This window comes from Microbacterium rhizomatis (assembly GCF_008710745.1).
In the GTDB taxonomy this organism is placed as follows: domain Bacteria; phylum Actinomycetota; class Actinomycetes; order Actinomycetales; family Microbacteriaceae; genus Microbacterium; species Microbacterium rhizomatis.
Genome location: NZ_VYSA01000002.1, coordinates 389481 through 415975, shown reverse-complemented (window position 1 = coordinate 415975; position 26495 = coordinate 389481). Strand labels below are relative to the sequence as shown.

General features: G+C 67.7%; 30 protein-coding genes. 27 read left to right on the top strand and 3 right to left on the bottom strand.

The features are described 5' to 3' along the window. Positions 1 to 61: 61 nt before the first annotated feature. The 16 genes from rpsH (at position 62) to rplQ (ending at position 9806) form a co-directional block, all read left to right on the top strand. Entirely contained in the window at positions 62 to 460 is a 399-nt protein-coding gene (gene rpsH / locus F6B43_RS10360) for a 30S ribosomal protein S8 (RefSeq protein ID WP_150448863.1), read from the top strand. A gap of 6 nt (positions 461 to 466) precedes the next feature. Next, positions 467 to 1003 carry a 50S ribosomal protein L6 gene (gene rplF / locus F6B43_RS10355; RefSeq protein WP_150448862.1) on the top strand — a complete coding sequence of 179 codons (537 nt, stop codon included), beginning with the start codon at positions 467 to 469 and terminating at the stop codon, positions 1001 to 1003. A gap of 2 nt (positions 1004 to 1005) precedes the next feature. Further along, a complete protein-coding gene (gene rplR, locus F6B43_RS10350) occupies positions 1006 to 1365 on the top strand; it encodes a 50S ribosomal protein L18 (RefSeq protein ID WP_150448861.1) in 360 nt (119 codons plus the stop codon). Continuing rightward, complete coding sequence (gene rpsE, locus F6B43_RS10345) at positions 1362 to 2081, top strand: 30S ribosomal protein S5 (RefSeq protein ID WP_150448860.1); 720 nt, start codon at positions 1362 to 1364, stop codon at positions 2079 to 2081. Before rplR ends, rpsE begins: the two co-directional genes overlap by 4 nt. Further along, a complete protein-coding gene (rpmD, locus tag F6B43_RS10340; protein ID WP_150448859.1) occupies positions 2081 to 2266 on the top strand; it encodes a 50S ribosomal protein L30 in 186 nt (61 codons plus the stop codon). The genes rpsE and rpmD overlap by 1 nt, the downstream gene beginning before the upstream one ends. After that, positions 2266 to 2868 (top strand): 50S ribosomal protein L15, encoded by a 603-nt coding sequence (gene rplO, locus F6B43_RS10335; protein ID WP_150448858.1) that lies wholly within the window; start codon positions 2266 to 2268, stop codon positions 2866 to 2868. The genes rpmD and rplO overlap by 1 nt, the downstream gene beginning before the upstream one ends. A 99-nt stretch (positions 2869 to 2967) precedes the next feature. Then, a complete protein-coding gene (gene secY, locus F6B43_RS10330; RefSeq protein ID WP_150448857.1) occupies positions 2968 to 4293 on the top strand; it encodes a preprotein translocase subunit SecY in 1326 nt (441 codons plus the stop codon). Continuing rightward, positions 4290 to 4910, top strand: coding sequence for an adenylate kinase (locus F6B43_RS10325; RefSeq protein ID WP_150448856.1), 621 nt, complete (start codon positions 4290 to 4292; stop codon positions 4908 to 4910). Before secY ends, F6B43_RS10325 begins: the two co-directional genes overlap by 4 nt. Position 4911: 1 nt before the next feature. Next, positions 4912 to 5754: a type I methionyl aminopeptidase gene (gene map / locus F6B43_RS10320; RefSeq protein ID WP_281349534.1), complete on the top strand. Its 843-nt coding sequence runs from the start codon at positions 4912 to 4914 to the stop codon at positions 5752 to 5754. Positions 5755 to 5762: 8 nt separating this feature from the next. After that, complete coding sequence (locus F6B43_RS10315; protein ID WP_150448854.1) at positions 5763 to 6467, top strand: DsbA family protein; 705 nt, start codon at positions 5763 to 5765, stop codon at positions 6465 to 6467. Between the two features lie 172 nt (positions 6468 to 6639). After that, positions 6640 to 6861 (top strand): translation initiation factor IF-1, encoded by a 222-nt coding sequence (gene infA, locus F6B43_RS10310; protein ID WP_017201569.1) that lies wholly within the window; start codon positions 6640 to 6642, stop codon positions 6859 to 6861. A 68-nt stretch (positions 6862 to 6929) separates the two neighbouring features. Further along, positions 6930 to 7046 (top strand): 50S ribosomal protein L36, encoded by a 117-nt coding sequence (gene rpmJ / locus F6B43_RS10305; protein WP_005050492.1) that lies wholly within the window; start codon positions 6930 to 6932, stop codon positions 7044 to 7046. A 174-nt stretch (positions 7047 to 7220) separates the two neighbouring features. Beyond that, positions 7221 to 7595 (top strand): 30S ribosomal protein S13, encoded by a 375-nt coding sequence (gene rpsM, locus F6B43_RS10300; RefSeq protein ID WP_150448853.1) that lies wholly within the window; start codon positions 7221 to 7223, stop codon positions 7593 to 7595. 37 nt (positions 7596 to 7632) lie between these two features. Beyond that, positions 7633 to 8031, top strand: a complete 399-nt coding sequence (gene rpsK / locus F6B43_RS10295; protein ID WP_150448852.1) for a 30S ribosomal protein S11 — start codon at positions 7633 to 7635, stop codon at positions 8029 to 8031. Between the two features lie 179 nt (positions 8032 to 8210). Then, positions 8211 to 9200, top strand: a complete 990-nt coding sequence (locus tag F6B43_RS10290; RefSeq protein ID WP_150448851.1) for a DNA-directed RNA polymerase subunit alpha — start codon at positions 8211 to 8213, stop codon at positions 9198 to 9200. 39 nt (positions 9201 to 9239) lie between these two features. Next, entirely contained in the window at positions 9240 to 9806 is a 567-nt protein-coding gene (gene rplQ / locus F6B43_RS10285; RefSeq protein WP_150448850.1) for a 50S ribosomal protein L17, read from the top strand. 126 nt (positions 9807 to 9932) lie between these two features. On the opposite strand, the gene F6B43_RS10280 is transcribed toward rplQ, so the two are convergent. Next, complete coding sequence (locus F6B43_RS10280) at positions 9933 to 11228, bottom strand: HNH endonuclease signature motif containing protein (protein WP_246159905.1); 1296 nt, start codon at positions 11226 to 11228, stop codon at positions 9933 to 9935. A gap of 144 nt (positions 11229 to 11372) precedes the next feature. Between F6B43_RS10280 and F6B43_RS10275 the strand changes: the two genes are divergently transcribed. From F6B43_RS10275 to F6B43_RS10265, 3 genes are all read left to right on the top strand, one after another. After that, positions 11373 to 11921: a hypothetical protein gene (locus tag F6B43_RS10275; protein WP_150448849.1), complete on the top strand. Its 549-nt coding sequence runs from the start codon at positions 11373 to 11375 to the stop codon at positions 11919 to 11921. Between the two features lie 213 nt (positions 11922 to 12134). Further along, the gene (locus F6B43_RS10270; RefSeq protein WP_150448848.1) at positions 12135 to 14366 is read left to right on the top strand and encodes an adenylate/guanylate cyclase domain-containing protein; all 2232 of its coding nucleotides are present in this window, start codon (positions 12135 to 12137) and stop codon (positions 14364 to 14366) included. A 7-nt stretch (positions 14367 to 14373) separates the two neighbouring features. After that, complete coding sequence (locus F6B43_RS10265; protein WP_150448847.1) at positions 14374 to 15804, top strand: mechanosensitive ion channel domain-containing protein; 1431 nt, start codon at positions 14374 to 14376, stop codon at positions 15802 to 15804. A gap of 163 nt (positions 15805 to 15967) precedes the next feature. Here F6B43_RS10265 and F6B43_RS10260 read toward each other — a convergent pair whose 3' ends face one another. Further along, positions 15968 to 16711, bottom strand: coding sequence for a CDP-alcohol phosphatidyltransferase family protein (locus F6B43_RS10260; RefSeq protein ID WP_150448846.1), 744 nt, complete (start codon positions 16709 to 16711; stop codon positions 15968 to 15970). 83 nt (positions 16712 to 16794) lie between these two features. On the opposite strand from F6B43_RS10260, the gene F6B43_RS10255 reads away from it, so the two are divergent. The 8 genes from F6B43_RS10255 (at position 16795) to F6B43_RS10220 (ending at position 24561) form a co-directional block, all read left to right on the top strand. Further along, positions 16795 to 17790, top strand: a complete 996-nt coding sequence (locus F6B43_RS10255; protein WP_150448845.1) for a zinc-dependent alcohol dehydrogenase — start codon at positions 16795 to 16797, stop codon at positions 17788 to 17790. Continuing rightward, positions 17787 to 18185, top strand: a complete 399-nt coding sequence (locus F6B43_RS10250) for a 6-pyruvoyl trahydropterin synthase family protein (RefSeq protein WP_150448844.1) — start codon at positions 17787 to 17789, stop codon at positions 18183 to 18185. The genes F6B43_RS10255 and F6B43_RS10250 overlap by 4 nt, the downstream gene beginning before the upstream one ends. Beyond that, entirely contained in the window at positions 18182 to 19216 is a 1035-nt protein-coding gene (locus F6B43_RS10245) for a glycosyltransferase family 4 protein (protein ID WP_150448843.1), read from the top strand. Before F6B43_RS10250 ends, F6B43_RS10245 begins: the two co-directional genes overlap by 4 nt. A gap of 26 nt (positions 19217 to 19242) precedes the next feature. After that, complete coding sequence (locus tag F6B43_RS10240; RefSeq protein WP_150448842.1) at positions 19243 to 20160, top strand: lysylphosphatidylglycerol synthase transmembrane domain-containing protein; 918 nt, start codon at positions 19243 to 19245, stop codon at positions 20158 to 20160. Beyond that, positions 20157 to 20888, top strand: coding sequence for a RibD family protein (locus F6B43_RS10235; RefSeq protein WP_150448841.1), 732 nt, complete (start codon positions 20157 to 20159; stop codon positions 20886 to 20888). Before F6B43_RS10240 ends, F6B43_RS10235 begins: the two co-directional genes overlap by 4 nt. A 44-nt stretch (positions 20889 to 20932) precedes the next feature. Next, positions 20933 to 22543 carry an alkaline phosphatase family protein gene (locus tag F6B43_RS10230; RefSeq protein ID WP_150448840.1) on the top strand — a complete coding sequence of 537 codons (1611 nt, stop codon included), beginning with the start codon at positions 20933 to 20935 and terminating at the stop codon, positions 22541 to 22543. Positions 22544 to 22908: 365 nt separating this feature from the next. Further along, the gene (truA, locus tag F6B43_RS10225) at positions 22909 to 23763 is read left to right on the top strand and encodes a tRNA pseudouridine(38-40) synthase TruA (RefSeq protein WP_150448839.1); all 855 of its coding nucleotides are present in this window, start codon (positions 22909 to 22911) and stop codon (positions 23761 to 23763) included. Between the two features lie 93 nt (positions 23764 to 23856). Then, complete coding sequence (locus tag F6B43_RS10220; protein ID WP_150448838.1) at positions 23857 to 24561, top strand: endonuclease/exonuclease/phosphatase family protein; 705 nt, start codon at positions 23857 to 23859, stop codon at positions 24559 to 24561. Positions 24562 to 24584: 23 nt separating this feature from the next. Here F6B43_RS10220 and F6B43_RS10215 read toward each other — a convergent pair whose 3' ends face one another. Then, a complete protein-coding gene (locus tag F6B43_RS10215) occupies positions 24585 to 26378 on the bottom strand; it encodes a DUF4012 domain-containing protein (RefSeq protein WP_150448837.1) in 1794 nt (597 codons plus the stop codon). Positions 26379 to 26495: the final 117 nt, after the last annotated feature.

The following is a 26495-nucleotide window of genomic DNA, read 5'->3' as shown; positions in this document are numbered from 1 at the left end:
ACCACCACAGGTCGGCGGGCTCGGAAAGCCCGTCGAAACCTGGTGAACAAAGGAAAAGCACATGACAATGACAGACCCGGTCGCAGACATGCTGACCCGTCTGCGCAACGCGAACTCGGCACACCACGACTCCGTGTCGCTGCCGAGCTCGAAGCTGAAGACGAACATCGCCCAGATCCTCAAGCAGGAGGGCTACATCGACTCCTGGAAGATCGAGGACGCACGCGTCGGCCAGACCCTCACGCTGGAGCTGAAGTACGGCCCCAACCGCGAGCGGTCGATCGCCGGCATCAAGCGCGTCTCGAAGCCCGGCCTGCGCGTTTACGCGAAGTCGACTGAGATCCCCACAGTCCTCGGTGGCCTGGGTGTCGCCATCCTGTCCACCTCCTCCGGTCTTCTCACCGACCGTCAGGCCGAGCAGAAGGGCGTGGGCGGAGAAGTTCTCGCCTACGTGTGGTGACCCGCGATGTCTCGTATCGGACGTCTTCCCATCGACATCCCCGCCGGCGTGACCATCACGGTCGACGGCCAGGATGTGGCGGTCAAGGGCCCGAAGGGTGAGCTCGCGCTCACCGTTTCGCGCCCCATCGAGGTCAAGGTCGAAGAGAACCAGATCCTGGTCTCCCGCCCCGACGACGAGCGCGAGTCGCGTTCGCTGCACGGCCTCACCCGCACACTGATCAACAACAACATCATCGGCGTCACCCAGGGCTACACCAAGGGCCTCGAGGTCGTCGGCACCGGTTACCGCGTCGCTCAGAAGGGTGGCTCGATCGAGTTCGCCCTGGGCTTCTCGCACCCCGTGCTGGTCGAGCCGCCCGCGGGCATCACGCTCACGGTCGAGGGCAACAACAAGGTGACCGTCAGCGGCATCGACAAGCAGGCCGTCGGCGAGGCGGCCGCGAACATCCGCAAGATCCGCAAGCCGGAGCCCTACAAGGGCAAGGGTGTGCGGTACGCCGGCGAGGTCGTTCGTCGCAAGGCCGGAAAGAGTGGTAAGTAACCATGGCTGTCAAGTCAAAGAGCGACGCCCGTTCGCGTCGTCACACCCGCCTCCGCAAGAAGGTCGTCGGCACCCCCGATCGTCCTCGCCTGGTCGTCACCCGTTCGGCACGGCACGTGTTCGTGCAGCTCGTGGACGACAGCAAGGGCCTCACGGTCGCCTCGGCCTCGACGCTCGAGACCGACCTGCGTGCCTTCGACGGTGACAAGACCGCCAAGGCGCACAAGGTCGGCGAGCTCGTCGCCGAGCGCGCCAAGGCCGCCGGCATCGCGGATGCCGTGTTCGACCGCGGTGGCAACCGCTACGCGGGTCGCGTCGCCGCTATCGCGGACGGCGCCCGTGAGGGAGGTCTGAACCTGTGAGCGATGTGACCAACAACAATCTGGAGACTGAAGTGACCGCCACCGAGCCGTCCGCCGAGCAGGCAGCGCCCGCCGAGCAGACCGCGCCCGCCGAGGCGACCACCGAGCGCGAGCGCGAGCCCCGCCGCGGCGGTCGTGAGCGCAACGCCAACCAGCGCGACCGGGGCGCACGTGATGCCGATAAGAGCCAGTTCCTGGAGCGCGTCGTCACCATCAACCGTGTGTCGAAGGTCGTCAAGGGCGGTCGCCGCTTCAGCTTCACGGCCCTCGTGGTCGTGGGCGACGGAAACGGCGTCGTCGGCGTCGGATACGGCAAGGCCCGTGAGGTGCCCCTGGCCATCTCCAAGGGTGTCGAAGAGGCCAAGCGCAACTTCTTCCGCGTGCCCCGCGTCGGCTCGACCATCCCGCACCCCGTGCAGGGTGAGGCCGCTGCCGGTGTGGTGCTCCTGCGCCCGGCCGCTGCCGGTACCGGTGTTATCGCCGGTGGCCCGGTGCGCGCCGTGCTCGAGTGCGCAGGCATCCACGATGTCCTGTCGAAGTCGCTCGGCTCGTCGAACACGATCAACATCGTCCACGCGACGGTTGCTGCCCTGAAGCAGCTCGAGGAGCCTCGTGCGGTCGCCGCTCGTCGCGGTCTCGAGTTCGACCAGGTCGCGCCCGCGCGTCTCGTCCGTGCGGAGGCTGCTGCCGCCGCCGCCGCGAAGGTAGGTGCCTGATGGCTGCCCGTCTCAAGGTGACACAGATCAAGTCCAAGGTGAGTGAGAAGCAGAACCAGCGTGACACGCTGCGCAGCCTCGGTCTCAAGCGGATCAACGACTTCGTCGTCCGCCCCGACGACGCGCAGACGCGCGGCTACGTCAAGACCGTCGCCCACCTCGTCAAGGTTGAGGAGATCGACTGATGGCCGACAAGGCTGACAACAACGACGCCGTCGAGGTGGAGGCCCCCAAGAAGGCCGCCCCCAAGAAGGCAGCCCCGAAGAAGGCGCCGACGACGGCTGCGGCAGACAAGAAGTCTGCCGCTCCGAAGACGGCGAAGCCGAAGACGGATGCTGTCGCATCGCGTCCCGGTGTCCTCAAGGTGCACCACCTGCGTCCGGTCCCCGGAGCCAACACCGCCAAGACCCGAGTGGGTCGCGGTGAGGGTTCCAAGGGAAAGACCGCGGGCCGTGGCACCAAGGGCCAGAAGGCCCGTTACCAGGTCAAGGCCGGGTTCGAGGGTGGGCAGATGCCTCTGCACATGCGCACCCCCAAGCTGCGCGGGTTCAAGAACCCGTTCCGCGTGGAGTACCAGGTCGTGAACCTCGAGAAGCTGTCCGAGCTCTACCCGAAGGGCGGGGACGTCACCGTCATCGACCTGGTGGCCAAGGGCGCCGTGCGCAAGAACGAGAAGGTCAAGGTGCTCGGCACCGGCGACATCGCCGTCAAGCTGAACGTCTCGGTCGATAAGGTCTCGGGTTCTGCCGAGCAGAAGATCGTCGCCGCGGGCGGTTCGGTCAAGTAGTCCACCTTGTGGGGGCCGGAGCATGCTCCGGCCCCCACTGGGTTACCCTGGAGATTGAGGCGCCCAGCGCGCGTCAGCATCCCCTCTGGAGGCATCCTCTTGTTCAGCGCCATCGCGCGGGTCTTCCGTACACCCGACCTTCGTCGGAAGATCGCATTCACTCTGGCGATCATCGCCCTGTATCGCCTCGGTGCGCATGTGCCGTCGCCCTTCGTCGACTTCCCCAACGTGCAGTCCTGCCTCGCGCAGACGAGCGGCACCGAGGGACTGCTGTCCCTCGTGAACCTATTCTCGGGCGGCGCTCTGCTGCAGCTGTCGATCTTCGCCCTCGGCGTCATGCCATACATCACGGCGACGATCATCGTGCAGTTGCTGCGCGTGGTGATCCCGCACTTCGAGACCCTCTACAAAGAGGGCCAGTCCGGCCAGTCGCGCCTGACGCAGTACACCCGCTACCTCACGATCGCGCTGGCACTCCTGCAGTCCACCACGCTGGTCACGGTCGCGCGCAGCGGACAGCTGTTCGGCAGCACCAACATCCCCGAGTGCCAGAACCTCCTCACGAACGATGCATGGTGGGCGCAGCTGCTCATGATCATCACGATGACCGCCGGCACCGGCCTCATCATGTGGTTCGCCGAGCTCGTCACCGAGCGCGGAATCGGCAATGGCATGTCGATCCTCATCTTCACGTCGATCGCAGCGTCCTTCCCGGTCGCCATGTGGGCCATCTGGCAGTCGCGCGGCTTCGAGGTCTTCCTCCTCGTCCTCGCGGTCGGCATCGTCGTCGTGGCTCTCGTCGTCTTCGTCGAACAGTCCCAGCGCCGAATCCCCGTGCAGTACGCCAAGCGAATGGTCGGTCGTCGCACGTACGGCGGCACGAACACCTACATCCCCATCAAGGTCAACATGGCCGGTGTGGTGCCCGTGATCTTCGCCTCGTCGTTGCTCTACATCCCCGCGCTCATCGCGCAGTTCAACCAGCAGCCGAACGCCAACGGCGAAGTCCCCGGCTGGGTGTCGTGGATCCAGCAGTACCTCACCAAGGGCGATCACCCGCTCTACATGCTGATCTACTTCCTGCTCATCGTCGGTTTCACGTACTTCTACGTTGCGATCACGTTCAACCCTGTCGAGGTCGCCGACAACATGAAGAAGTACGGCGGGTTCATTCCCGGCATCCGTGCCGGTCGTCCCACCGCCGAGTACCTCGACTACGTGCTCACTCGCATCACGCTGCCCGGCTCGATGTACCTGGGTCTCATCGCCCTGCTGCCGCTCATCGCGCTTGCCGCCGTCGGCGCCAACCAGAACTTCCCGTTCGGTGGCGCGTCGATCCTGATCATCGTCGGTGTCGGGCTCGAGACCGTGAAGCAGATCGACGCCCAGCTGCAGCAGCGCCACTACGAGGGACTGCTCCGATGACGGCCCGAAAGGCTGAAGGGGGTGCGGCCCGTCTGCTGATCGTGGGGCCGCAGGGCTCAGGCAAGGGTACGCAGGGCATCCGGATCGCCGAAGAGGCGGGCGTCCCTGCGATCTCGACCGGTGACATGTTCCGGGCCGCGATCGCGGGTGGCACCGAGCTGGGCAAGCAGGTCACGGCGATCATCGAAGCCGGCGACCTCGTTCCCGACGAGCTCACCTCGGCCGTCGTCCGAGCGCGGCTGGCGGAGCCTGATGCCGCCGGCGGCTTCCTCCTCGACGGCTATCCGCGCAACCTCGGCCAGGTCGCCGACCTCGATGCATTCCTGTCGGAGCGCGGCGAGCAGCTCGACGCCGTCATCGAGCTGCGTGTACCGCGTGAAGAGAGCATCGCCCGCCTGTCGCTGCGTGCGCAGGAGCAGGGCCGCACAGATGACACCGAAGAGGTCATCGCCAACCGGCTCGGCATCTACGAGCGCGAAACGGCCCCGATCCTCGGTGTCTATGGCGAGCGCGGGATCGTCGAGACGATCGACGGCGTCGGTTCCCTCGACGAGGTCACTGCACGCATCGTCGCCGTGCTCGATTCGCGCGGCCTCACACGTACGACTGCCGCCTGACGTGGCGCTCTTCCCGGGGCGTCGCTCGATCTACAAGACGCCCGCTCAGCTGCGCGCCATGATCGAGCCGGGGCTGATCACGGCGGCCGCGCTGGACGCGGTGCGCGCCTTGATCGCACCCGGTATCACGACTCTGGAGCTGGATGCTGCGGCATCCGCCGTCATCATCGGCCGCGGCGCCACGTCGAACTTCCAGATGGTGCGGGGTTATCGGCACACGATCTGCGCGTCGGTGAACGAGCAGGTCGTGCACGGGATCCCGGGATCACGCGTGCTCGAACCGGGCGACATCGTCTCGATCGACGCCGGCGCCGAGTACCAGGGCTGGAACGGAGACTCGGCGTTCACGGTGGTCGTTCCCGATCCCACGCGTCCCGAGCTCGTGGCCGAGCGCGAGGAGCTCTCGCGCGTGACCGAGGCATCGATGTGGGCCGGCATCGCCGCGCTCGCGACGGCCACGCACGTCGGCGAGGTGGGCGCCGCCGTGCAGGACCGGGTGGTCGCTGCAGGGCGGGGGTACGGCATCCTCCGTGAGTACGTCGGCCACGGCATCGGGCGTCGTATGCATGAGTCGCCGTCGGTCTTCAACTACCGCATCGAGGACGAGGGCCCGGAAGTCCGCCCCGGCCTCGCCCTCGCGATCGAGCCGATGGTGGTCGCAGGCGATCAGGCGACCTTCGTCGAAGACGACGAATGGACCGTCTCAACGCTCGACGGCACAGCCGGTTCACATTGGGAGCACAGTGTCGCCGTGCATGATGGCGGAATCTGGGTGCTGACAGCGCCCGACGGTGGCGCGGCCGGATTGGCTCCCTTCGGAGTGACCCCGCACGAGATCGGATAGGGAAAGACATGGCATCGACAGCCCGGAGGGCGTCCGGCAACAAGACGAACTGGTTCGCGATCTGGATCAGCGTGGCGGTCGTCGTCGTGCTGGTGGCAGTCGGCGGCCTGGTGGTGTGGCTGAACGCCTCGGCGAGCGGTCCCGGCACGCTGCCGGAGGCATCGAACGTCAACACCGACACCGGCGCGATCGCCGTCGGGACGGGCACGGACACGATGGACACCTACATCGACTTCATGTGCCCCGTCTGCAACCAGTTCGAGAAGACGTACGGATCCGAGATTCAGTCCCTTGTGGATGCCGGCACGATCACCCTCAACATCCACCCCATCTCGATCCTCGACAGGTCCTCGCAGGGCACGAAGTTCTCGACTCGCGCCGCGAGCGCGATGTACTGCGTGGCGGTCGCCGATCCGACCCACGCCGTCGACTTCATGCAGGCGATGTACGCGAACCAGCCCGCCGAGAACTCGTCGGGTCTCACGAACGATCAGATCGTATCGATCGCCGAGGGGGCGGGGGTCACGAACGCCTCCGACTGCATCAATGCCGAGACGTACGCGAAGTACGTCACGTCGATGACGCCCAAGACGCCGGTCGCTCCTGGGTCATCTGGAATCGGAACCCCGACCATCGCCATCAACGGCAGCGTGATCGCGAACTCCACGCTGCCGACGAACCCGGCGGATCTGGGGTCGCTCTTCACTCAGTAGTCGCAGGGGAGTGGGCGGGGAAGTCAGCTTGCCCACTTCGCGGTAAAGACGTATAGTTGATCTTTGGTGCTTGCGCCTGTTTCGGCGTGTCTGTGGGAGAGATTCCCGGACGTCGGCACCAACAAACCCATCCACCGCAGACCGACCGGTTTGCAGAAGTGTTAGCGAGCGTATGGCGAAGAAAGACGGTGTCATCGAGATCGAAGGTGTGATCTCCGAGGCGCTGCCCAATGCGATGTTCCGCGTTGAGCTCAGCAACGGACACAAGGTCCTCGCCACGATCTCGGGCAAGATGCGGCAGAACTACATCCGCATCATCCCGGAAGACCGCGTGGTCGTGGAACTCAGTCCCTACGACCTCACGCGCGGGCGCATTGTCTACCGCTACCGCTAGGCCGGTCGAGAAGTAACGTCCCGGGCACGAACGTGCCCGCCCGACGAAGACAGCGAACAGGAAACATCATGAAGGTCAACCCGAGCGTCAAGCCGATCTGCGATCACTGCAAGGTGATCCGCCGCCACGGCCGCGTCATGGTCATCTGCAAGTCGAACCCGCGCCACAAGCAGCGTCAGGGCTAGTCCCAGGGCGAAGACGAGCACACCACAACTCAACACGCGCTAAAACTCAACACGCGCTACAAATCAATACACACAGAGGCAGTCTCAGAACCCGCGCAGGCGGGAGACACCCCGGGCGGAGGCCCGGGCACCGATTCTGCTCCATACCTCCACTCACTCCACAGGAGAGACCGCATGGCACGTCTTGCCGGCGTTGACATCCCGCGCGATAAGCGCGTGGTGATCGCCCTTACTTACATCTATGGCATCGGCCCCACCCGTTCGAAGGCCATCCTCGCCGCGACCGAGATCAGCCCGGACGTCCGCGTCAAGGATCTGACCGACGACCAGCTGATCGCCCTCCGCGACAACATCGAGGGCACCTACAAGGTTGAGGGTGACCTCCGCCGCGAGGTCGCCGCCGACATCCGCCGCAAGGTCGAGATCGGCTCGTACGAAGGCATCCGCCACCGTCGCGGCCTCCCGGTCCGCGGACAGCGCACCAAGACGAACGCCCGCACGCGCAAGGGTCCCAAGCGCACCGTCGCCGGCAAGAAGAAGGCGCGCTAGGCCGCCGCCTGCGCTCAGGATTCAGGAGAACAAGCACATGGCACAGGCCAAGACCGCCGCGCGCAAGCCGCGTCGCAAAGAGAAGAAGAACATCGCGTTGGGGCAGGCCCACATCAAGTCGACGTTCAACAACACGATCGTTTCGATCACCGACCCGGCCGGCGCCGTCATCAGCTGGGCGTCGTCAGGTGGCGTGGGCTTCAAGGGCTCGCGCAAGTCGACCCCGTACGCCGCCGGAATGGCCGCCGAGTCCGCTGCGCGCCAGGCGCAGGAGCACGGCGTCAAGAAGGTCGACGTCTTCGTCAAGGGACCGGGTTCGGGTCGTGAGACCGCGATTCGCTCGCTCCAGGCCGCCGGCCTCGAGGTGGGCTCGATCAACGACGTGACGCCCCAGGCGCACAACGGCTGCCGTCCGCCGAAGCGCCGCCGCGTGTAGTTTTCCGGACTTCCGGCAGGCCAAGGAACCGCCATTCCCGTCTGCCGGAGGCCCGGATTCATCCATTCACGGATGGCTCGGCACGACGAACGTCGTGACCCCGAGCATCCCGAGAAAAACTCAATACCTCATCATCTACACGTGTCAAATAGCGGGCACGTGATCGAAAGGAACACATAGTGCTCATCGCACAGCGTCCCACTCTGACCGAGGAGAAGGTCGGGGAGTTCCGCAGTCGCTTCGTCATCGAGCCGCTGGAGCCTGGCTTCGGCTACACGATCGGCAACGCGCTGCGTCGCAGCCTCCTGTCATCGATCCCCGGCGCGGCCGTCACGAGCATCCGCATCGACGGCGTCCTTCACGAGTTCAGCACCATTCCCGGTGTCAAGGAAGATGTCACCGAGATCATCCTGAACATCAAGCAGCTCGTGGTTTCGAGCGAGCGCGATGAGCCGATCACCGCGTACCTGCGCAAGACGGGTTCGGGCGAGGTCACGGCCGCCGACATCTCGGCTCCGGCCGGTGTCGAGGTCCACAACCCCGACCTCGTGATCGCGACCCTCAACGACACCGCGAAGTTCGAGCTCGAACTGACGATCGAGCGTGGCCGCGGCTACGTCTCGGCGACCCAGAACCGCAACGAGTACGCCGAGGCCGGTCAGATCCCGATCGACTCGATCTACTCTCCTGTGCTCAAGGTCAGCTACCGCGTCGACGCCACGCGCGCCGGCGAGCGCACCGACTTCGACAAGCTCATCCTGGACGTCGAGTCGAAGTCCTCGATCGCCCCGCGGGATGCTGTCGCATCCGCCGGTCGCACGCTGACCGAGCTCTTCGGCCTGGCCCGTGAGCTCAACGTCGAGGCCGAGGGCATCGAGATCGGCCCCGCGCCGGTCGAGACCGTCCTGTCCAACGAACTGTCGATGCCGATCGAAGACCTCGATCTGTCGGTCCGCTCGTACAACTGCCTCAAGCGCGAAGGCATCAACACGGTCAGCGAGCTCGTCGCCCTCTCGGAGACGCAGCTCATGAACATCCGCAACTTCGGTCAGAAGTCGGTCGACGAGGTGCGCGACAAGCTCATCTCGCTCGGACTGTCGCTGAAGGACTCGGTTCCCGGGTTCGACGGCGCGCACTTCTACGGCGGCTACGACGACGAAGCCGTCTGAGCCCCGGTCCCCCCGAATCTGATCCTGGAGTAATCGAGAATGCCCAAGCCCACGAAGGGTCCCCGCCTCGGCGGCGGTCCTGCCCACGAGCGTCTGCTGCTTGCGAACCTCGCGGCCGCACTGTTCACTCACAAGTCGATCACGACGACCGAGACCAAGGCCAAGCGCCTGCGTCCGCTCGCTGAGCGCCTCGTCACCTTCGCCAAGCGCGGCGACCTGCACGCCCGTCGCCGGGTGCTGTCGGTCATTGGTGACAAGGAGGTCGTGCACGTTCTCTTCACCGAGATCGCGCCGCTGGTCGCCGATCGCGAGGGTGGCTACACGCGCATCACGAAGATCGGCAACCGCAAGGGCGACAACGCCCCCATGGCCGTGATCGAGCTCGTGCTCGAGCCCGTCACCCCGAAGCCCAAGAGCGCGAAGAAGTCGGCTGCCGCCGCCCCTGTCGCTGCTCCGGCCGAGGAGACCGCGGCCGACGAGCCCGCCGCCGAGGAAGAGGTCGCCGAGACCCCCGCCGAGGACGCCAGCGCCGAGTCGCAGGAGGAGGGCGCCGCTGAGGCGACCGCCGCCGACGATGCGGTCGTCACGGAAGACGCTGACAAGTAATACCTCGAGCAGACCGAGTCACGGTCGCTGACCAAACCCCGCGAGCTTCGGCTCGCGGGGTTTCGTCGTTCCGTGGGGTGTTCGCTGGGGCGTTCCCCGAGGCGTCTCCGCTGCGGTCCGACTCGATCAGGACGATGCGGCCTCGCTCGAGCGGAAGGCGGGCACGCGCCGCTCCGGCTGCACGACGTACGTGCGACCGGTGGGGGATGTCCAGCGAATGGCTCCGCCGGAGCCAGGTTGTTGCTCGACGCGCCACCCTCCGTGGTGCTTGACGATGTGATGGCCCTTGCAGAGCGGGGCGTTGTTCTCGAGCGACGTATGTCCACCGTCGCGCCATGCGACGGTGTGATCTATCTCGCAGCGGGAGGCCGGCACCCCGCACCCCGGTCCCATGCATCGATCGGCCCGCCACTTCGTGAGCTTTCGGAGTGCGGCGGGCGGCGAATACTGCTCGCGTCCCACCGAGAGCACCATCCCGGTCTCCGGGTGGGTGAGTACCCGCATCCAGCGCGCATCGCCACCGCACAGTCGACGGGCCACGCTGATCGGGATGGGCCCGACGCCCTCGACCACGGCGGGATCGCTAGAGGCGGCCGCGTCGTCGTCGAGGAGTGAGAGCGCGGGCACGGTCACAACCACCGACGCTCGGATGCCGCGCTCGGCCGCGGGGGTCGCTTCGGTCGTGCCGTCGACCAGAAGGTCGCACACGACGTCGGCGCGCACCTGATCGAGAGTGCGCGACCCGTCGACCTCCTGCGCGATGATCGCCTTCGCGATCGCGGTGGCGCGATGGAAGATCGCGTGCAGTTCTACCTCTGGCGCGCGAAGCAGGAGGGTCGCCATGCCATCGTGACCGTGCTCGATTGCGATGCGCCGGGTCTGGAGGGCAGCTTCGTGGCGCTCCTCCAGAGTCGCCGCGCGGGCACGCTCGACGAGCCGCCGCAGGGCTCGCCGGAAGGTGCCCACCGGTTCCGCCTCCGCGAGCCGGAGCACCTCGGCAACGAGCGGTGCGCTTTCGTCGGGAGTGAGCTGATCCAGACCGTCGACGAGTACTTCGGCGTGCTTCAGGGTGATCCGTGCCCCGGCGAGGGAGTCGAGCGCGGTGGGGTAGCGGTGAACGAGCGCCTTGGCGTAGCCGAGCATCATTCCCGCGGCGTACTCGGTGATCCGCATCGCCGCAGCCAGTTCGAGTCTGATCGAGCGCTCCACGATCTCGGTGGACCCGAACGGGCGTTCACCGGCCGCGTCGAGCATCTCGCGGTGCATCGCTTCCACCCGCATCAGACGTTGCGCGGCGAACACCGCTTCCATCGCGCCGCATTCGAGCACGAGGTCAAGCGCATCGGGTACCGGCGCCGCGATCGTGTCGGCATCAGCCGACCCGGATGGATCGTGCGGTTCGACGCGAACGTTGACTTCCATCATCCAAGGTTAGAACAAAGAACCGAAGTCTTTGAGTTATCCACAGGCCTTCAAGGGAAACTGCGATCGATCAACCCAGCGCCCGAGGGCTTTTCGTGGATGCCGTGCCGCAAGATATACTAGTGTTCAATGAAAGGAGTAATCATGAAGCGCAAAGGTATTGCCCTTGCGGGCACGGCAGCGGTTCTCATAACAGTCGCGGGGCTTGCAGTGCCCGCGGCGGCCGAAGAGATTGGGGCAGCGACGGAGGCCCCGAAGGTGCAGGAGGCGATGGGCGACACGAGGGAGATCACTGTGACTCACATGGCGCTGAAGCCATCGGAGACATTCCCTCTCTTTCGCAAGTTTCAGTGTCCCTCCACCTTCCCGTATCTCGAAGGGAAGAACTACTCAGGCGAAATCCGCGTGCCGTCCGGCGTACGCGTCGGAATGGACTCTCCATCGGTACACGTGAACATCAGCCTCCTCGAAACCCGCGGCAAGTACATCGATGGCGACGATAACTGGCGCGCGACCGGGTGGCGGGACGCTCTGGCCGAGATCGCGAGCGTCACCAACTGGGACCCGTTCTTCTCCCATATGCTGACCATCACTGTCTCGTGCACGAGCGACCCTGCGAAGGGCTTCGGGAGCAACACGTGGCCCGAGTGGCACACCGGCTGGAAGCCTTGGATCATCGAGCCGATGTCTTAGCCATCGCGCTGACCGCCCGACCTCAGGCGGCCGCCTTCCCGCCCGCCCGCCCGGCCCCGGACAGGCGAGGCCGGCCAAGACGAGCTCACACCGGTATCAGCATCCGGCCACCGACCCTCTTCCCGAGCAAGAGAACCCAGGGCTATCCTGGGCCCACCCTCGGGCCTGCCCGGGGCTGGGGAGCCGCTGACGGTACCGGTCGGGACGCAGACGATGTCCGATTCCAACTCGCCCGTCGCGACGCCGCCCGCATGGGTGGGGCGTCCGCGACGCCGTCAGCGCGCCGGGCTGTCGATCTACTCGATCCTGCTCATCATGCTGCTCTCGGTCAGTGTGCTCTCGAGCATCGTCGTGGGCATCATCGGTTACGCCAATGGCACCCAGTCCCTGCGAACGATCGCGTACGAGCGTCTCGTCGAGATCCGCGAGAACCGCGCCCGCGAGGTCACGCAGCTGTTCGCGACGATCGAGAACGCCGTGAAGCTCGGCGCGATGAATCAGACGAGCACAGAGGCCGTGAAGGCGTTCAGTGAGGGGTTCGCGGCGCTGGAGTCTCAGCAGCTGGATGCCGCAGCATCCGCAGACCTCGCCTCCTACTACGACGACACGTTCGCCGCAGAGCTGTCGGCCGCGACAGGCAAGCCGGTCGACGGTTCCACGTTCACGCCACGCGACGCAGCGGAGCGGTACCTCCAGTACCACTACGTGATCCCCTACACGTCGTTCGCCCAGGCGATGGAGAACGAGGATGCGGGCGACGGCAGCGCCTGGTCGGTCGCGCATGCGAAGTACCACGACTACTTCAAGGCAATGACGCAATTGCAGGGGTTCGAAGACGTGCTCATGCTCGACACGAGCGGCAATGTCGTCTACACGGCCTATAAGGGCGTCGATCTCGGCACCAACCTGCTCGACGGGCCGTACCGGCTCTCGAACCTCGCCGATGCGTACCGGCAGACGATGAGCCGCAACATCGCCGGCGACGTCGTGCTCGCCGACTTCGCGCCGTACAGTCCGAGCATCGGGAGCCCGGCCGGCTGGGCCGTCACGCCGATCACGACCGACGGCCAGATCGTCGGCGCGCTCGCGATCGAACTGCCGATCGACCGCATCAACGACGTCATGACCGTGGCCGGCGACTGGGCGGGCAACGGCCTCGGGCAGACGGGTGAGACGTACCTCGTCGGGCGCGACGGCCTCATGCGGTCGATCTCGCGCGAGCTGAAGGCCGACCCCGAGCAATATGCGCAGGACGCTGTCGCCGCCGGCCTCTCGCCGGAGTCGGCGCAGCTGAGCATCCGCAACGGCGATTCGTTGCTGCAGCAGTCCGTCACGAGCGACGCGGTCTCGCGGGCCCTCGCCGGTGAGAGCGGCACGCTGCTGGAGACCGACTACCTCGGACGAGAGAGCCTCACCGCGTACGCTCCGCTCGCGGTCGACAATCTGCCGTGGGTCATCATCGCGCAGGAGACCTCGACCGAGGCGCTCGTGCCGGTCGACGATTTCACGCGCAATCTGATCCTGTCGACGGCGGCCATGATCATCTTCGTCTGCCTGCTCTCGCTCGTGCTCGCGCAGGTGTTCGTGCGGCCGTTGCGGCGCCTCAAGACCGCCGCTCGGCGCATCGCCGCGGGGGAGGAGGGCATTCAGGTGGATGCGGGCTCCAGTGATGAACTCGCCGATGTCGCGACCGCGTTCAACGACATGAGCCGGAGCCTGGAGGTGAAGTCCGCTCTCATCGAGGAGCATGAGAAGGCGAATGAGCGCCTGATCCTCTCGTTCATGCCCGAAGGCATGGCCGATCGCTACAAGCACGGCGACGACGCGATCACTCAGGACAACGAAGACGTGACCGTGATCTTCGCCGACATCGTCGGCTTCGAATCGCTCGCCCTCACGCTCACCTCGGAAGAGTCGGTCGCGCGGTTGAACGACCTGATCCGCACGTTCGACGAGGCCGCCGAGCGGCACGGCGTCGAGCGTGTGCGCACGACCAGGCAGAGCTACCTCGCCAGCTGCGGCCTCGGCACGCCCCGCGTCGACAACGCGCGTCGCGCCGTCGAGTTCGCGATGGAACTGTCGACCATTCTCGAGCGCTACTCCGCGCAGCAGGGCGTCGAGCTGGGACTGCGCGCGGGCCTCGATTCCGGCAAGGTGACCAGCGGCCTGATCGGCCGGGCTCGGGTCGTGTACGACATGTGGGGGGATGCTGTCAGCCTCGCGTTCCGCGTGCAGGGCGACTCGTCCGAGCCGGGCATCTACCTCACGCAGCGCGTGGCCGACCGCATCCCCGACACGATCCCGGTGCGGCCCGCCGGGGACGTTGAGACCCAGAGCGGTACGCAGCGCGTCTGGCGCATCGAGCCGGCGGTAGCGGCGCCGGTCGCGACGGTAGACACGGCGCCGGTCGGTGCAGCGGCCCCCAGTCCCGCGAACGGAGGCTGAGCATCCCATGTCGGAAATCGTCTCTCAGCCGTGGTTCTGGCCTGCGCTGATCGTCTCGATCGGGCTGCCGATCGCGCTGATCGCCCTCACCGAGATGTACAACGCGCTCGCGCGGCGGGGCAGCCGGGCGGCTCCGATCGTACAGATGGTGCGCAACTACCTCGTACCGGTCGCCGCGATCCTCGTGCTGATCACGCAGCCGGGAGCCTGGCAGGAACAGGGGACATGGCCGAAGGTCGTGGCGACGGTGTTCGGGCTTCTGGTGATCCTCGTCGTGATCAACGCCATCAACCACCTCGTGTTCCACCGCGGTGAGAAGGGCTCCTGGCGCGACCGGTTCCCGACGATCTTCAGCGACCTGATCCGGTTCGTGCTGATCATCGTCGGCATCGCCCTGCTGTTCTGGTGGGTGTGGGATGCCGATGTCGCGGGTGTTTTCGCCGCGCTCGGCGTGACGTCGATCATCGTGGGCCTTGCGCTCCAGGGGGCGGTCGGGTCGATCGTGTCGGGTCTGTTCCTCATTTTCGAGGCGCCGTTCGAGCTCAGCGACTGGATCGAGACCGGCGGAGTCCGCGGGCAGGTCGTCGAGGTCAACTGGCGCGCCGTGCACATCGACACCGGCAACGGCATCATGGTGATCCCCACCGCCGAGCTCGCCGGGGGAGCGTTCACGAACCTCTCTCGCAGCCCGGCACCCTTCAGCGCCGAGCGGGAGCTGACGTTCGCCACCGACGATCCGCCCGTGCGGGTGCGCACCCTGCTCGTCGAGGTGGCGCGCGACATCCCCCTGGTTTCTCCGAGGGTCGAACCCACAGCCACGACCCTCGAGGGCTCGCGATACGCCGTGTCGATCCCGCTCTCCAATCCCGGCGACGCCGGGGCCGTGCTCGACGCGTTCCAGACGCGGGTCTGGTACGCCGCGCGGAGGGCGGGCCTGCACCTGGACGGCGACCTCACCGACGATGGGAACACGCCAGGGAGGCTGCAGGACGCCCTGCGCGCCATCGCGCCGATGCTGAGCATCCGTCTCCCCGAAGCCGAGGCGCTCGCCGCCTCCGCGCACCTCGAGCGCTACTGCCAGGGCGAGGTGATCCTGCGGCCGGACGTGGTTCCGACCTCGACGCGGTTCATCATCGGCGGCCGGGTCATGCTCGCCGTGCCGACCGAGTCGGGGTTCGTGCAGGTGACTCAGCTGGGCCCGGACGATGCCATCGGCCTGACCGCCCTGACTCGGACGCCCACGGTGTCGCAGGCGAAGGCGATGTCGGAGGTCGAGGTGGTCGTCATTCCCGTCGGGGTGCTCGATGACATCGTGCGGGCTCACCCGGTGCTCGCGCGAGAGATCGTGCGCGAGAGCGATAACCGGCTGCGCCTCGCCCGAAGCGCGCTCGCCGCCGTCGGCGAGGTGCTGGTGCCCGGTCGTTCCACCGTCGGCTGAGCGGGGCACCGGCGACGCCCGGTGCGCTCCGGGAGATGAAAGAGCGCCCGGAGCAATTGCTCCGGGCGCTCATTCGACGCCGAATCACGAGAGGGAGGTGAACGCCAGCCCTCGGATCTGCGGTCATATTCCAGTATACATAGAGCCGCGCAGAGCACCAGCCTCAGAACGGAAGTCGCTGCTGCCCCGCTTCGCGTTGCACCGTCGCAGATCGCGCGGTCGAGCGGCCGGCGAACTGCCACACGACATCCCGCCCGAACGACTCCACGAGCAGACCCAACGCGATGAGCGTCACAGCCACGCCCACCCACGTCGGGAAAAGGCCCGACGCCGCCGCGGCCAGAGCGATTCCCGCGAACGCGGCGACGACTTTGCGCCAGTAGCGCGGCGGAACCGTCGTCCGCAGCCACGGCAGCGCCCAACCGGCCACGACATACACGTAGCGCATGAGTCCGAGGGCGAGCACCCACCAGCCGAGCAGCTGTGAGACGTACGCGCTCAGCACCAGGATCAAGAAGGCGTCGACCTCCATGTCGAATCGCGCGCCCAGGGCACTCACTGTTCCGGTGCGGCGCGCGAGCCATCCGTCGACCGCGTCGAGAGCGAGAGCGGGAAAGATCAGCCCGATCAGCAGGGGAACCGAGACCGATTCGGTCAGCGAAGACGCCACCAGGGCGGTGATCAGGCCCACGAGCGTCGAACGCACCAGGGTCGCGGTGTTCGCGGGGCCGAACCGTGCGGCGCCGCTGCGCCGCAACCCTCTGGTCAGCAGCGCGTTGGAGACGCCAAGGTAGAGGAGCCCGGCGATCCACCCGGCGGTGGACAGAGCATCCATCATCGAAACGATGATGAGGCCGATCGTGCCCCCGATGAACGACCAGAGCGGAGCAAGATGAACTTTCTGCATGGTCCGCCTCGTTTCCTCTGCATGGGTACCACTCATGACACGTGTTCGGCCCACCCGGCGGTTCAATCGCGGAGCGCGGCGGCATGACCGACCGCAAGGGAGCGATCGAGGCAGAGGCGTTCTGGGTCGAGGAGCCCGGTCGTGGTGCCCTCCGCACCGAGGAGATTCGCGACCGCGGTCCCGGCGAGGTGCTCGTGCGCACCCTGTACACGGGCATCAGCCGCGGCACCGAGGCCCTCGTCTTCCGCGGTGAGGTGCCTCCGAGCGAGCACGAGCGCATGCGCGCGCCCTTCCAGGGAGGCGATTTTCCCGGCCCCGTCAAGTACGGCTACCTCAACGTGGGCGTCGTCGAGCACGGTCCGCCCGAACTCGAGGGGCGGACCGTCTTCACCCTGTTCCCGCACCAGTCCCGATTCGTCATCCCCGCCTCGGCGGTCACCCTCGTGCCCGAGGGCGTTCCCGCGCGCCGGGCCGTCCTGGCGGGTGCGGTCGAGACCGCGGTGAACGTGCTGTGGGATGCGGCGCCCCTCGTCGGTGACCGGGTCAGCGTGATCGGGGGCGGGCTGATCGGCACGAATGTCGCGCTCCTGCTCGCCGGCATCCCCGGCATCGATCTCGTCGTCGTCGACGGCGACCACGCGAAAGCGGATCTGTGCCGCTCGCTCGATATCCGGTACGCACCGCCCGAGGCGGCCCCGACCGACCGCGACCTCGTCATCGAGACGAGCGGCTCGGGGGAGGGCCTGCAGCTCGCCCTCGCGTGTGCCGCCTTCGAGGGCGAGATCGTGGTGGCGAGCTGGTTCGGCGACCGCTCCGTGAGCCTTCCCCTGGGCGGCGCGTTCCACTCGCGGCGCCTGACGATCCGTTCCAGCCAGGTCGGCGCTGTCTCGCCGCGCCGCAGCGGCCGCCGCACCACCACCGATCGACTCTCGCTCGCGCTCGGGATGCTGGTCGACCCCCGCTTCGACGCCGTGCTCACCGGCAGCTCGCCGTGGCGCGACCTGCCGACCGTCATGTCGGCCATCGCCGCGGGGACGGCGCCCGGACTGTGCCACACGATCGACTGGAGCGACGCATGACCTATTCGGTGACGGTCCGGGATCACATGATGATCGCCCACAGCCTGGCCGGCGAGATGTTCGGCCCGGCGCAGGCGCTGCACGGGGCGACCTTCGTCGTGGACGCGACCTTCCGCGCCTCGACGCTCGACGAGAACGGCGTCGTCGTCGACATGGGTCGCGCCGCAGGCGAGCTGCGGAGCATCCTGTCGGCGCTCACGTACCGCAATCTCGACGACGACCCCGCGTTCAGGGGCAGGAACACGACGACCGAGATGCTGTGCGGCGCCGTGGCGGGGCGCCTCGCCGACGCGGTGCGAGAAGGGCGGCTGGGCCGGGCCGATGGGGTCACGGCGCTGGAGGTCACGATGCACGAATCTCACATCGCCTGGGCCTCGTACGAGATGACGCTATGAACGCGGTACCGGGCGGCGCCGTCTACTTCCTCGTGCCCGAGGGTGTAGACGATCCGCTTCGGGTGAGCGGCGGCAACGTCTTCGATCGGCGCGTGGCTGCGGGTCTGTCGGCGATCGGGTGGGACGTCCGTGAGATCGTCGCAGGATCGGCCGAGTCCGTCATGCAAGCCCTGGCCGACGTGCCGGATGGTGCGATCGCTCTCATCGACGGACTTGTCGCCGGTCGTGCCTCCGCGGCGATCGAGGGGAGCGCTGAGCGACTGCGGATCGTCGTCCTCGCCCATATGATCTCGGCGGCGTTCCCCGAGGCTGATCCGCACTTGATCGAGGGAGAGCACCGCGCGCTCCGCGCAGCGGCCAGGGTCATCGTGACGAGCTCATGGACCCGTGACGAACTCGTCGGCCGCGAGCTGATTCCGCCCGAGCAGATCACGATCGCCCTCCCGGGCGCGGACCGTGCCGAGGTCGGCGCGGGAACGAGGGGCGGCTGTGCCCTGCTGTGCGTCGGTGTCGTCGCGCCCCACAAAGGACAGGACATCCTGATCGAGGCGCTCGCCGGGTTGCGCGCCACCCCGACATGGCGGTGCACGATCGTCGGGTCTGCCGCCGCCGACCCCACGTTCGCGGCACAACTGGCCGAGCGCGTGGACGACCTCGGCATCGCGGATCGGATCACGATGGCCGGCGTCCTGGGCGCGAGCGACCTGGACGCCGCTTACCGGGGCACCGACCTCCTCGTCGCCCCCTCGCGCACCGAGAGCTACGGCATGGCCATCGCCGATGCGCTGGGCCGCGGCATCCCCGTCGTGGCCAGCCGGGTCGGGGGCATACCCCTCACGGTCGCGCCCGGCCGGTCGGCGGTGTTGGTGCCGCCGGAGCCGTGGGCGCTCAGCAGGGCGCTGGATCGATGGATGCTGGACGCCGGACTGCGCACCCGGTTGAAGGATGAAGCGCTGGCGGCACGCGATAGCCTCCCGCGCTGGAGCGACACTGTCGAACGGGTCGCTGAGACGCTCGGGGGGCTTCGGTGAGGTGGTCGCCGAGGATCCGTGCGCTCGTGCGCACGGCGATCGGCCTGGCCCTGATGACGGCGATCGCGGTGCACGTCGGAGCGGAGCCGTTCATCCAGGGTCTCACCGCGGTCTCGCCCCCCGCGATCGGGGCGGCGCTCCTTCTGGCAGCGGTCGCCACCGCTGCGGCATCGTGGCGGTGGAGGGTGATCGCCGCTCGACTGGGCGTGGGCCTCGGGTGGACCGAAGCGGCAACGTCGTATTACCGCTCGCAATTCCTCAACACCGTGCTGCCCGGCGGTGTGCTCGGTGACGTCGACCGCGCTGTCTCCCACGGGCGCAGCACGGGGCAGATCGCCCAGGCTTCGCGTGCTGTGGCGATCGAGCGATCGGCGGGAATGATCGTGCAGCTGGTGATCGCCGCGGTGGCGCTGGTATCGCTCGGACTGTCGGCATACGCTCCCGCTGTGGGAGTGCTGCTGCTCGTACTCGTGGTCGCCTCCGGGGCCGTGGTCCTCACGGCGCGCGCGAGCGCGCGCGTGCGCGCCGTGCTCGTGCGCGAGCTGGCGATGCTCCGCGTCGCCCTGGGCGACCTCCGGACGCTCGTGACCGTGAGCGCAGCATCCACCGTCGTCGTGGCGTGCCACGTCGCGACGTTCGTCGTCGCGTGCCTGGCGGTCGGGGTGGCCGCGGGCCCCGTGCAACTGGCAGCGGTCGCGCTCATCGCCGTCGTCGCCGCGTCGATCCCGCTCAATCTCGGGGGGTGGGGTCCCCGCGAAGGAGCAGCTGCGTGGGCCTTCAGCGTTCTCGGACTCGGCACGGCGACCGGGATCGCCGCCTCGACGGCATTCGGTGTGCTCGCGATGATCGCCGTCGCCCCGGGTCTGCTCGTGGTCGCGGCATCCGCCCTTCGCCGTCGACGCGCGCGCGCACGCTCACGCGACACGAGGCTGGTCGCGCCGTGAACCGCCCGTACGTCACGCTCAGCTGTGCGATGTCGATAGACGGCTACCTCGACAGTGAGGCGCCGCGCCGGCTCGCGATGTCGAACGCGGCCGACTTCGACCGTGTCGACCAGCTCCGTGCCGAGAGCGACGCCGTCATGGTCGGCGCATCCACCGTCCGTCGCGACGACCCGCGGCTGCTGGTCCGCAGCGAAGAACGGCGGATGCTCCGCCGCGCGTCCGGGTTGCCGTCATCGCCAATGAAGGTGACGGTGACCTGCAGCGGGGATCTGCCCCCCGCATCCGCGTTCTTCCAGGTCGGCGACGGCGACAAACTCGTCTACTGCCCGCGGTCCGCCGAGCGCCGCCTCCGCGGCGAAATCGGCGATCTGGCCACGGTCATCCCGCTCGGCGAGCAGGTCACGATGCCGGCTGTTGCCCACGACCTCGCCGGGCGGGGGGTGAGCCGGCTGCTGATCGAGGGCGGTGGGCATGTCCACACCCAGTTCCTGGTCGATGACCTGGTCGATGACCTGCAGCTGGTGATCGCGCCCTTCTTCGTGGGAGAGTCGCGCGCACCCCGGTTCGTCGGTGCCGGGAGATTCCCCTGGACCGCCGCGCGTCGTGCCGAGCTCGCCGACACGCGCCGGATCGGCGACGTCGTGCTGCTGCGCTACGCGCTGTCGGAACGGTTCGACCCCGCCGCCGGCCTGTGGGAGCAGGCCATCCGCGTGCACGCGGGCGCATGATGCCGACAGGGGGACATCGGTCTGCCCATCGCCCATCAGCGTCGGTGGCGACGGTCGTTGCGCTCGCGGTCCTCGTGATCGTGCCGCTGCTGCCGGACGCTCTCGGCGCCCTGCCGGCCGGCGCGATCGTCGGGTTCCCGGGGGAATCGATCGCCGTCGTGCTGCTGCTGCTCGTGGTCCCATCGATGATCGCGCGCCGCATCATCGCCGGCGCCTTCGGCGCCATCGTCGTGCTCGCGATCCTGGTCGCCGCGCTCGACCTCGGGTTCGAGTCGAACGTCAACCGCCCGTTCAACCCCGTGGATGACTGGTCGGGAGTCATCAGCGGCGCGGGTGTCGTCGGCGATGCGACCGGCGTGGGTGGCCTGATCCTGATCGTGATCGCCATCGTTGTCGTTGCGGTGGGCGTGGCTTACGCGCTGGCACGCGCCGCTCTGCGGGTCGCTCGGGTGATCTGCCGATGCGGCCGTGACGGCAGCATCGCGGCGACGGTCGTCACCGCGACGTGGGTGGTCTGCGCGGTGCTGGGTGCCCAAGTCGTTCCGGCCGTGCCGGGCATTCCGGTCGCAGCATCCCCGATCACGCGGACGCTCGAGAACGTCACGTCGCAGACGGCGGCGAGCATCCGCGAAGACGCGCAGTTCCGCGCAGCGCTGGGCTCAGATCCGGCGGTCAGCATCCCGTCCGGTGATCTGCTCTCGGCGCTCGCCGGAAAGGACGTCGTGGTTGCGTTCATCGAGAGCTACGGAAGAACCGCCGTTCAGGGCACCCCGTTCTCGGCGGGAGTCGACCGCGTGTTGCAGGCAGGTGGCGCCCAACTCGCCGCTGACGGATACTCATCGCGCAGCGCGTTCCTCACCTCGTCCACCTTCGGCGGGATCAGCTGGCTCGCGCACTCGACGCTGCAGAGCGGAACCTGGGTCGACTCGCAGCAGAAGTACGACACTCTGACCTCGAGCGACCGCCTCACCCTGACCCGGGCGTTCGGGCAGGCGGGCTGGCGCACCGTCGCGGTCGTGCCCTCGAACGAGGAGGACTGGTCCGTCGGCCATTCGTTCTACGGCTACGACAGCATCAGCGATTCACGCAACATGGGCTACGCCGGGCCCTCCTTCAGCTACGCGCACATGCCCGACCAGTACACGTGGCAGCGCTTCTACGACCAGGAGCTCGCCCACCCGCACGCGCCGGTCATGGCCGAGATCGACTTCGTGTCGTCGCACACACCGTGGACTCCGCTGCCTTCCCTCGTACCGTGGCCCGAGGTCGGCGACGGCTCGGTGTTCGATCCGCAGCCCGCCGAGGGGCTCTCGCCCGCGCAGGCGTGGACCGATCCGCAGACCGTGCAGAGGTTGTACGGGCAATCGGTCGAGTACAGCCTCTCGGCGCTGATCTCATTCCTGCACACGTACCCGCAGCCGAACCTCGTGCTCGTGGTCCTCGGCGATCACCAGCCCGCACGCATCGTGAGCGGTGCGGATGCCGGCTACGACGTGCCGATCACGATCATCGCCCAAGACCCGAAGGTGGTCGGCCTCACCGATTCGTGGCAGTGGGAGGACGGCATGCTCCCCTCGCCGGATGCACCGGTCTGGCGGATGGATCGCTTCCGTGATCGGTTCCTCGACGCGTTCAGCGGCGCTCGCAGTCCTTGAGGAGTTGGCATACTCCGCGGAGCGACGTGCGGGCGTACCCCTGCATCCCAAATTCAACTCCCGCACGGGACAGAAGGGCATCGCGTGTATTGATGGAGCGCTGCTGAACAGCCATGCCGCTTTTACCTCTCGCTACTTCGACTCGAAGCCACGACGGCCGGTCGAGCCGCCGGGTCGTGGCCCGATCGAGCTCTTCCGTCAGAGCTGAGAGCCGACCTTCGAGGGCAACTGGACTAGCTCGCAGCGCGCAAAAATATATCACAATACCGAAATCGTTCCGCGGGATGAATGGGTAGCAAGGGTCGAGGCCTCTCCGCCTACAGCCCGCGAGCGTGCGGGCAAGCGGCTCGGCATAGGCTGAAGCGGTGCGCATCCGGCTCGACATCGCCTACGACGGCACGCACTTCCGCGGCTGGGCCACGCAGCCGGGTCTGCGCACCGTCCAGGGCACGCTCGAGCCCGCGCTCGCCCGCATCCTCGGCGGGGCACCGCGCCTCGTGGTCGCCGGGCGGACGGATGCCGGAGTCCACGCCACCGGTCAGGTCGCCCACGTCGATCTCGACGACGACCAGGCGGCACGCCTGATCCGACCAGGGCGGGAGGCAGCATCCCTCGAAGGGAATCCGCACATCGCAGCGCTCGCCGGCCGGCTGCGCGGCGTGCTCGGCGCGTACGCCGACGTCACCGTCACGGCCACGAGCCTCGCCCCCGAGGGTTTCGACGCGCGCTTCTCGGCCGTGTGGCGCCGTTACGAGTACCGGCTCGCCGATGATCGCACCGGCTACGACCCGCTCGAGCGCCATCGCACCACGAGGGTCCGCGGCGTGCTCGACGAGAGGGCGATGGATGCCGCCGCTCGCTCGCTGATCGGACTCCACGACTTCGCCGCCTACTGCAAGCCGCGCGAGGAGGCGACGACGATCCGCACCCTGCTGGACTACTCGTGGACACGCGGGGCCGACGGCACGCTCACCGCAGATGTGCGCGCAGACGCGTTCTGCCACAGCATGGTGCGAGCGCTGGTCGGGGCGTGCGTCGCCGTCGGGCACGGGCGCCTCGCCGTCGACGACGTCGCCGTGCTGCGCGACGAGGCCGTGCGCACGAGCGAGTTCGCCGTACTCGCCGCTCGCGGTCTCACCCTCACCGCCGTGGGCTACCCGGCCGACGATCTGCTCGCCTCGCGTGCCAACCAGACGCGCAATCGCCGCGACCGTGAATAGCCGGAAACGACACCTCGACGTTGCCTGTGGAGTATCGATGATTCGGGATGCTGTCACCCGCGCGAGCCCGGACGGTTCTAGGCTGGGGGCGCTATGAAGGTCATTTCGTACAACCTCCGCAAGCATCGCGCCGCAGGAGAGCTCGCCGGACTGGTCGAGCGTCACGCGGTCGATGTGCTGTGTCTGCAGGAGTGCGACACGACCGACATTCCCGACGAACTCGCCGGGCTTCGACTGGCGGATTCGACCCAGCGCAACCGCCTGGGGCTGGCGGTCTACTACCGCGAAAATACGTTCCGCGCGGTCGAGGTGCGCGCGCTCGCACTGAAGAAGTCGCTGCACGACTATGTGCTCAAGCCCGCAGAGGAACGACTCCTCGGCGTGCGGCTGCACGACATCGACGCGGGTAAAGACGTGATCGTCGCCTCGTTCCACGCCGCGCCGCTGACGGCGCTGAACTCGCTGCGCCGGCACCAGATCCGCACAGCGCTGACCGAGCTCGGCGCGCTGGGCTCCGGCATCCCGATCCTGATGGTCGGCGACTACAACTACCCGGTCTTCAAAGAGAACCTCGGGCAGAAGGTGCGCGAGCACGGGTATGAGCTGACCTTGAGCGACGCACGCACGTACACGCGATACCGGTTCTTCCGGGGGCACTACGACTTCGCCACGTCGGTCGGGTTCGAGATCGACAAGGTGCGCACGCTTCCGCAGGGGCTCAGCGATCATCTGCCGATCCTCGTGACCGCCCAGATCGGCGCGACGTCAGGCGAGTCGGTCGCCGCAGGCGTGGCCTGACCCGCCGCGCCGGCGTTCCGCGATCAGCGTGAGGCGGTTGTGCAGACGGCCTCGGGCGCGGACGTCGACGTGATCGTCGGCGTCACGTCTGCGATGAGCCGCGGAGCGCTCGGGCCTACGGTCCGCACTGCGACGGTCGCCGTGGTCGAGGCGCCAGGGGCCAGGTCGGTACTGAACGTCAGAACTTGCCGCCCGTCGTGCGTGGCCGTGCCGAAGCCTCCGCCCGAGCTCAGCGTGGAATCGGTCACGATGAAGCCCTGCGGGAGGTAGATGTACCCCACGGTGCGTGCGACGCCGGGTGCGAGACCGAAGACCCCGCCTCCCGTGATGTACGAGGGCAGGTTGGCGGCGTCGGCAGGTGCCCCGTTGGCGAGGGTCAGAGTGAGGGTGGCGGTTCCCGTGGCGGTGCCGACAGCATCCAGAGTGCACGAATTCCATGTGAGCTGCGTGTCGGCGGTGACGTAGTAGTCCATCTTCGAACCCGTGCCGTCGTTGAGGTAGGCGCCGAAGGTGGCGGTCTGCGCGTTCGTTTCGGGCAGTGCCCCGGCGAGCGTCGTCTCAGCGATGCGCGCCTGCTCGTCGGGGTGCGCGCTCCACATCAGCAGGCGGTGCTCGGAGCCGGCCCGCGTGAGGGCCGTGAGCAGCGCGACCGGGTCTGCTCCGCCCTGCGACAGCGCTGCGAAGACCGATGACGCAGCCGCGGCGAAGAAGGCGTCCTGCTCTGCCGGGTCTTCGTAGCGCAGGTACACCTCGTTGAGGAGGAGCGAGACGGCGTTGTCGGACGTGAGTACGTCGCCCGTGGGCAGCGTTACGGGGCCGGTCGCCTGCAGCAGGTAGGAGAGGGCGACGGGGTCGAGCGCGAGCACTCCGTCGACCTGTTGCCCGAACTCGCGCGCCCACATGGCCTGGGCGAGGGGAGCGGCGACGGTGAAGTCGGGCACCTGCGTGACATTCTGGATCCACCGGCCCGGCCGCTGCCCGTAGATGGCCTCCACTTCGGGTGGCAGCGGAAGGATCGACTCGTCGTACCGCGGGAAGTTGCCCGATGAGGCCTGCCGGCTGAGGGTCATGGCTCCGTCGTCGGTGTGGATGACGGCCATCGCGCCCGGGATCCCGCCGAGCGATCGCCACTCGGCGTTGTTCTGGAAGAGCACGAGGTAGTCGCGGGGCCCCGAGCCCCCGAGCATGCTCGGCAGCAGCTCTGTCGCTCGGGCGAGCGCGTCGGTGCCTGCGGCGGCCTCGTCGAGCAGTGCGGAGATCTCGTCGACCGACAAGCGCAGGGGTGCGACGAGCGGTGCCGTATCGATCGCGCGGACGGATGCTGCGGCTGTCGTGATGCCTTCTGCGCCGGTGGTCGCGGCATCCTGGATCGAGACGAAGCTGCTCACATCGATGCGTCCGCCCTGCGGTCGGATCGAGTCGGCCGAGAAGGTCGCGGCGACATCTGCCAGGGGAGTGAGCGACGTGCTGACGACGTCGTCGAGCGATGCGGCGACGGTCGAGAACGCGGAGAGCTGCGGCCCCAGCCACGGTGTCAGCTCGGCGAGCCGCCAGATCGGATCGCTCGTGAGCGAGTGTGCCGCCGACGTGTCGTCGCGGAGCCCGGCGATCGCCACGGCAGCGGTCTCGGGGTTGCTGAGATCGGCCCGGATACCGCTCGTGGCGGCTTGCGCGTCGCGCAGGTGCGAGTACGCGAGTGCGCCGCGGACCCCGACCCAGGCGATGATCGCGACGGTGATGATCAGCAGCGCGCCGAGGATGGCGGCGACCACGATCCCCGCGGTGCGCGCAGGGCGCGGCAGCACAGGTTCGCTCATGCGACAACTCTAAAGGCCGTGCCCGCCGCGCCCTGCCGCAGGCCCAGGCCTCACAGCACCCTCCAATGGTGCGTGCCTAGCGTGAGGGGGTGACTCTTCCGCTCCCCGAGCCGACGT

What these genes read in the sequence shown, in the direction of transcription:
- rpmJ (WP_005050492.1), top strand. Translation starts at nt 6,930, where the DNA reads ATGAAGGTCAACCCGAGCGTCAAGCCGATCTGCGATCACTGCAAGGTG.
- F6B43_RS10325 (WP_150448856.1), top strand. Translation starts at nt 4,290, where the DNA reads ATGACGGCCCGAAAGGCTGAAGGGGGTGCGGCCCGTCTGCTGATCGTG.
- rpsH (WP_150448863.1), top strand. Translation starts at nt 62, where the DNA reads ATGACAATGACAGACCCGGTCGCAGACATGCTGACCCGTCTGCGCAAC.
- F6B43_RS10280 (WP_246159905.1), bottom strand. Translation starts at nt 11,228, where the DNA reads ATGGAAGTCAACGTTCGCGTCGAACCGCACGATCCATCCGGGTCGGCT.
- F6B43_RS10215 (WP_150448837.1), bottom strand. Translation starts at nt 26,378, where the DNA reads ATGAGCGAACCTGTGCTGCCGCGCCCTGCGCGCACCGCGGGGATCGTG.
- rpsM (WP_150448853.1), top strand. Translation starts at nt 7,221, where the DNA reads ATGGCACGTCTTGCCGGCGTTGACATCCCGCGCGATAAGCGCGTGGTG.
- F6B43_RS10260 (WP_150448846.1), bottom strand. Translation starts at nt 16,711, where the DNA reads ATGCAGAAAGTTCATCTTGCTCCGCTCTGGTCGTTCATCGGGGGCACG.
- F6B43_RS10250 (WP_150448844.1), top strand. Translation starts at nt 17,787, where the DNA reads ATGACCTATTCGGTGACGGTCCGGGATCACATGATGATCGCCCACAGC.
- rplR (WP_150448861.1), top strand. Translation starts at nt 1,006, where the DNA reads ATGGCTGTCAAGTCAAAGAGCGACGCCCGTTCGCGTCGTCACACCCGC.
- rpsK (WP_150448852.1), top strand. Translation starts at nt 7,633, where the DNA reads ATGGCACAGGCCAAGACCGCCGCGCGCAAGCCGCGTCGCAAAGAGAAG.
- F6B43_RS10315 (WP_150448854.1), top strand. Translation starts at nt 5,763, where the DNA reads ATGGCATCGACAGCCCGGAGGGCGTCCGGCAACAAGACGAACTGGTTC.
- F6B43_RS10220 (WP_150448838.1), top strand. Translation starts at nt 23,857, where the DNA reads ATGAAGGTCATTTCGTACAACCTCCGCAAGCATCGCGCCGCAGGAGAG.
- rplF (WP_150448862.1), top strand. Translation starts at nt 467, where the DNA reads ATGTCTCGTATCGGACGTCTTCCCATCGACATCCCCGCCGGCGTGACC.
- F6B43_RS10275 (WP_150448849.1), top strand. Translation starts at nt 11,373, where the DNA reads ATGAAGCGCAAAGGTATTGCCCTTGCGGGCACGGCAGCGGTTCTCATA.
- F6B43_RS10270 (WP_150448848.1), top strand. Translation starts at nt 12,135, where the DNA reads ATGTCCGATTCCAACTCGCCCGTCGCGACGCCGCCCGCATGGGTGGGG.
- infA (WP_017201569.1), top strand. Translation starts at nt 6,640, where the DNA reads ATGGCGAAGAAAGACGGTGTCATCGAGATCGAAGGTGTGATCTCCGAG.
- F6B43_RS10255 (WP_150448845.1), top strand. Translation starts at nt 16,795, where the DNA reads ATGACCGACCGCAAGGGAGCGATCGAGGCAGAGGCGTTCTGGGTCGAG.
- F6B43_RS10265 (WP_150448847.1), top strand. Translation starts at nt 14,374, where the DNA reads ATGTCGGAAATCGTCTCTCAGCCGTGGTTCTGGCCTGCGCTGATCGTC.
- F6B43_RS10245 (WP_150448843.1), top strand. Translation starts at nt 18,182, where the DNA reads ATGAACGCGGTACCGGGCGGCGCCGTCTACTTCCTCGTGCCCGAGGGT.
- rplO (WP_150448858.1), top strand. Translation starts at nt 2,266, where the DNA reads ATGGCCGACAAGGCTGACAACAACGACGCCGTCGAGGTGGAGGCCCCC.
- rpmD (WP_150448859.1), top strand. Translation starts at nt 2,081, where the DNA reads ATGGCTGCCCGTCTCAAGGTGACACAGATCAAGTCCAAGGTGAGTGAG.
- rplQ (WP_150448850.1), top strand. Translation starts at nt 9,240, where the DNA reads ATGCCCAAGCCCACGAAGGGTCCCCGCCTCGGCGGCGGTCCTGCCCAC.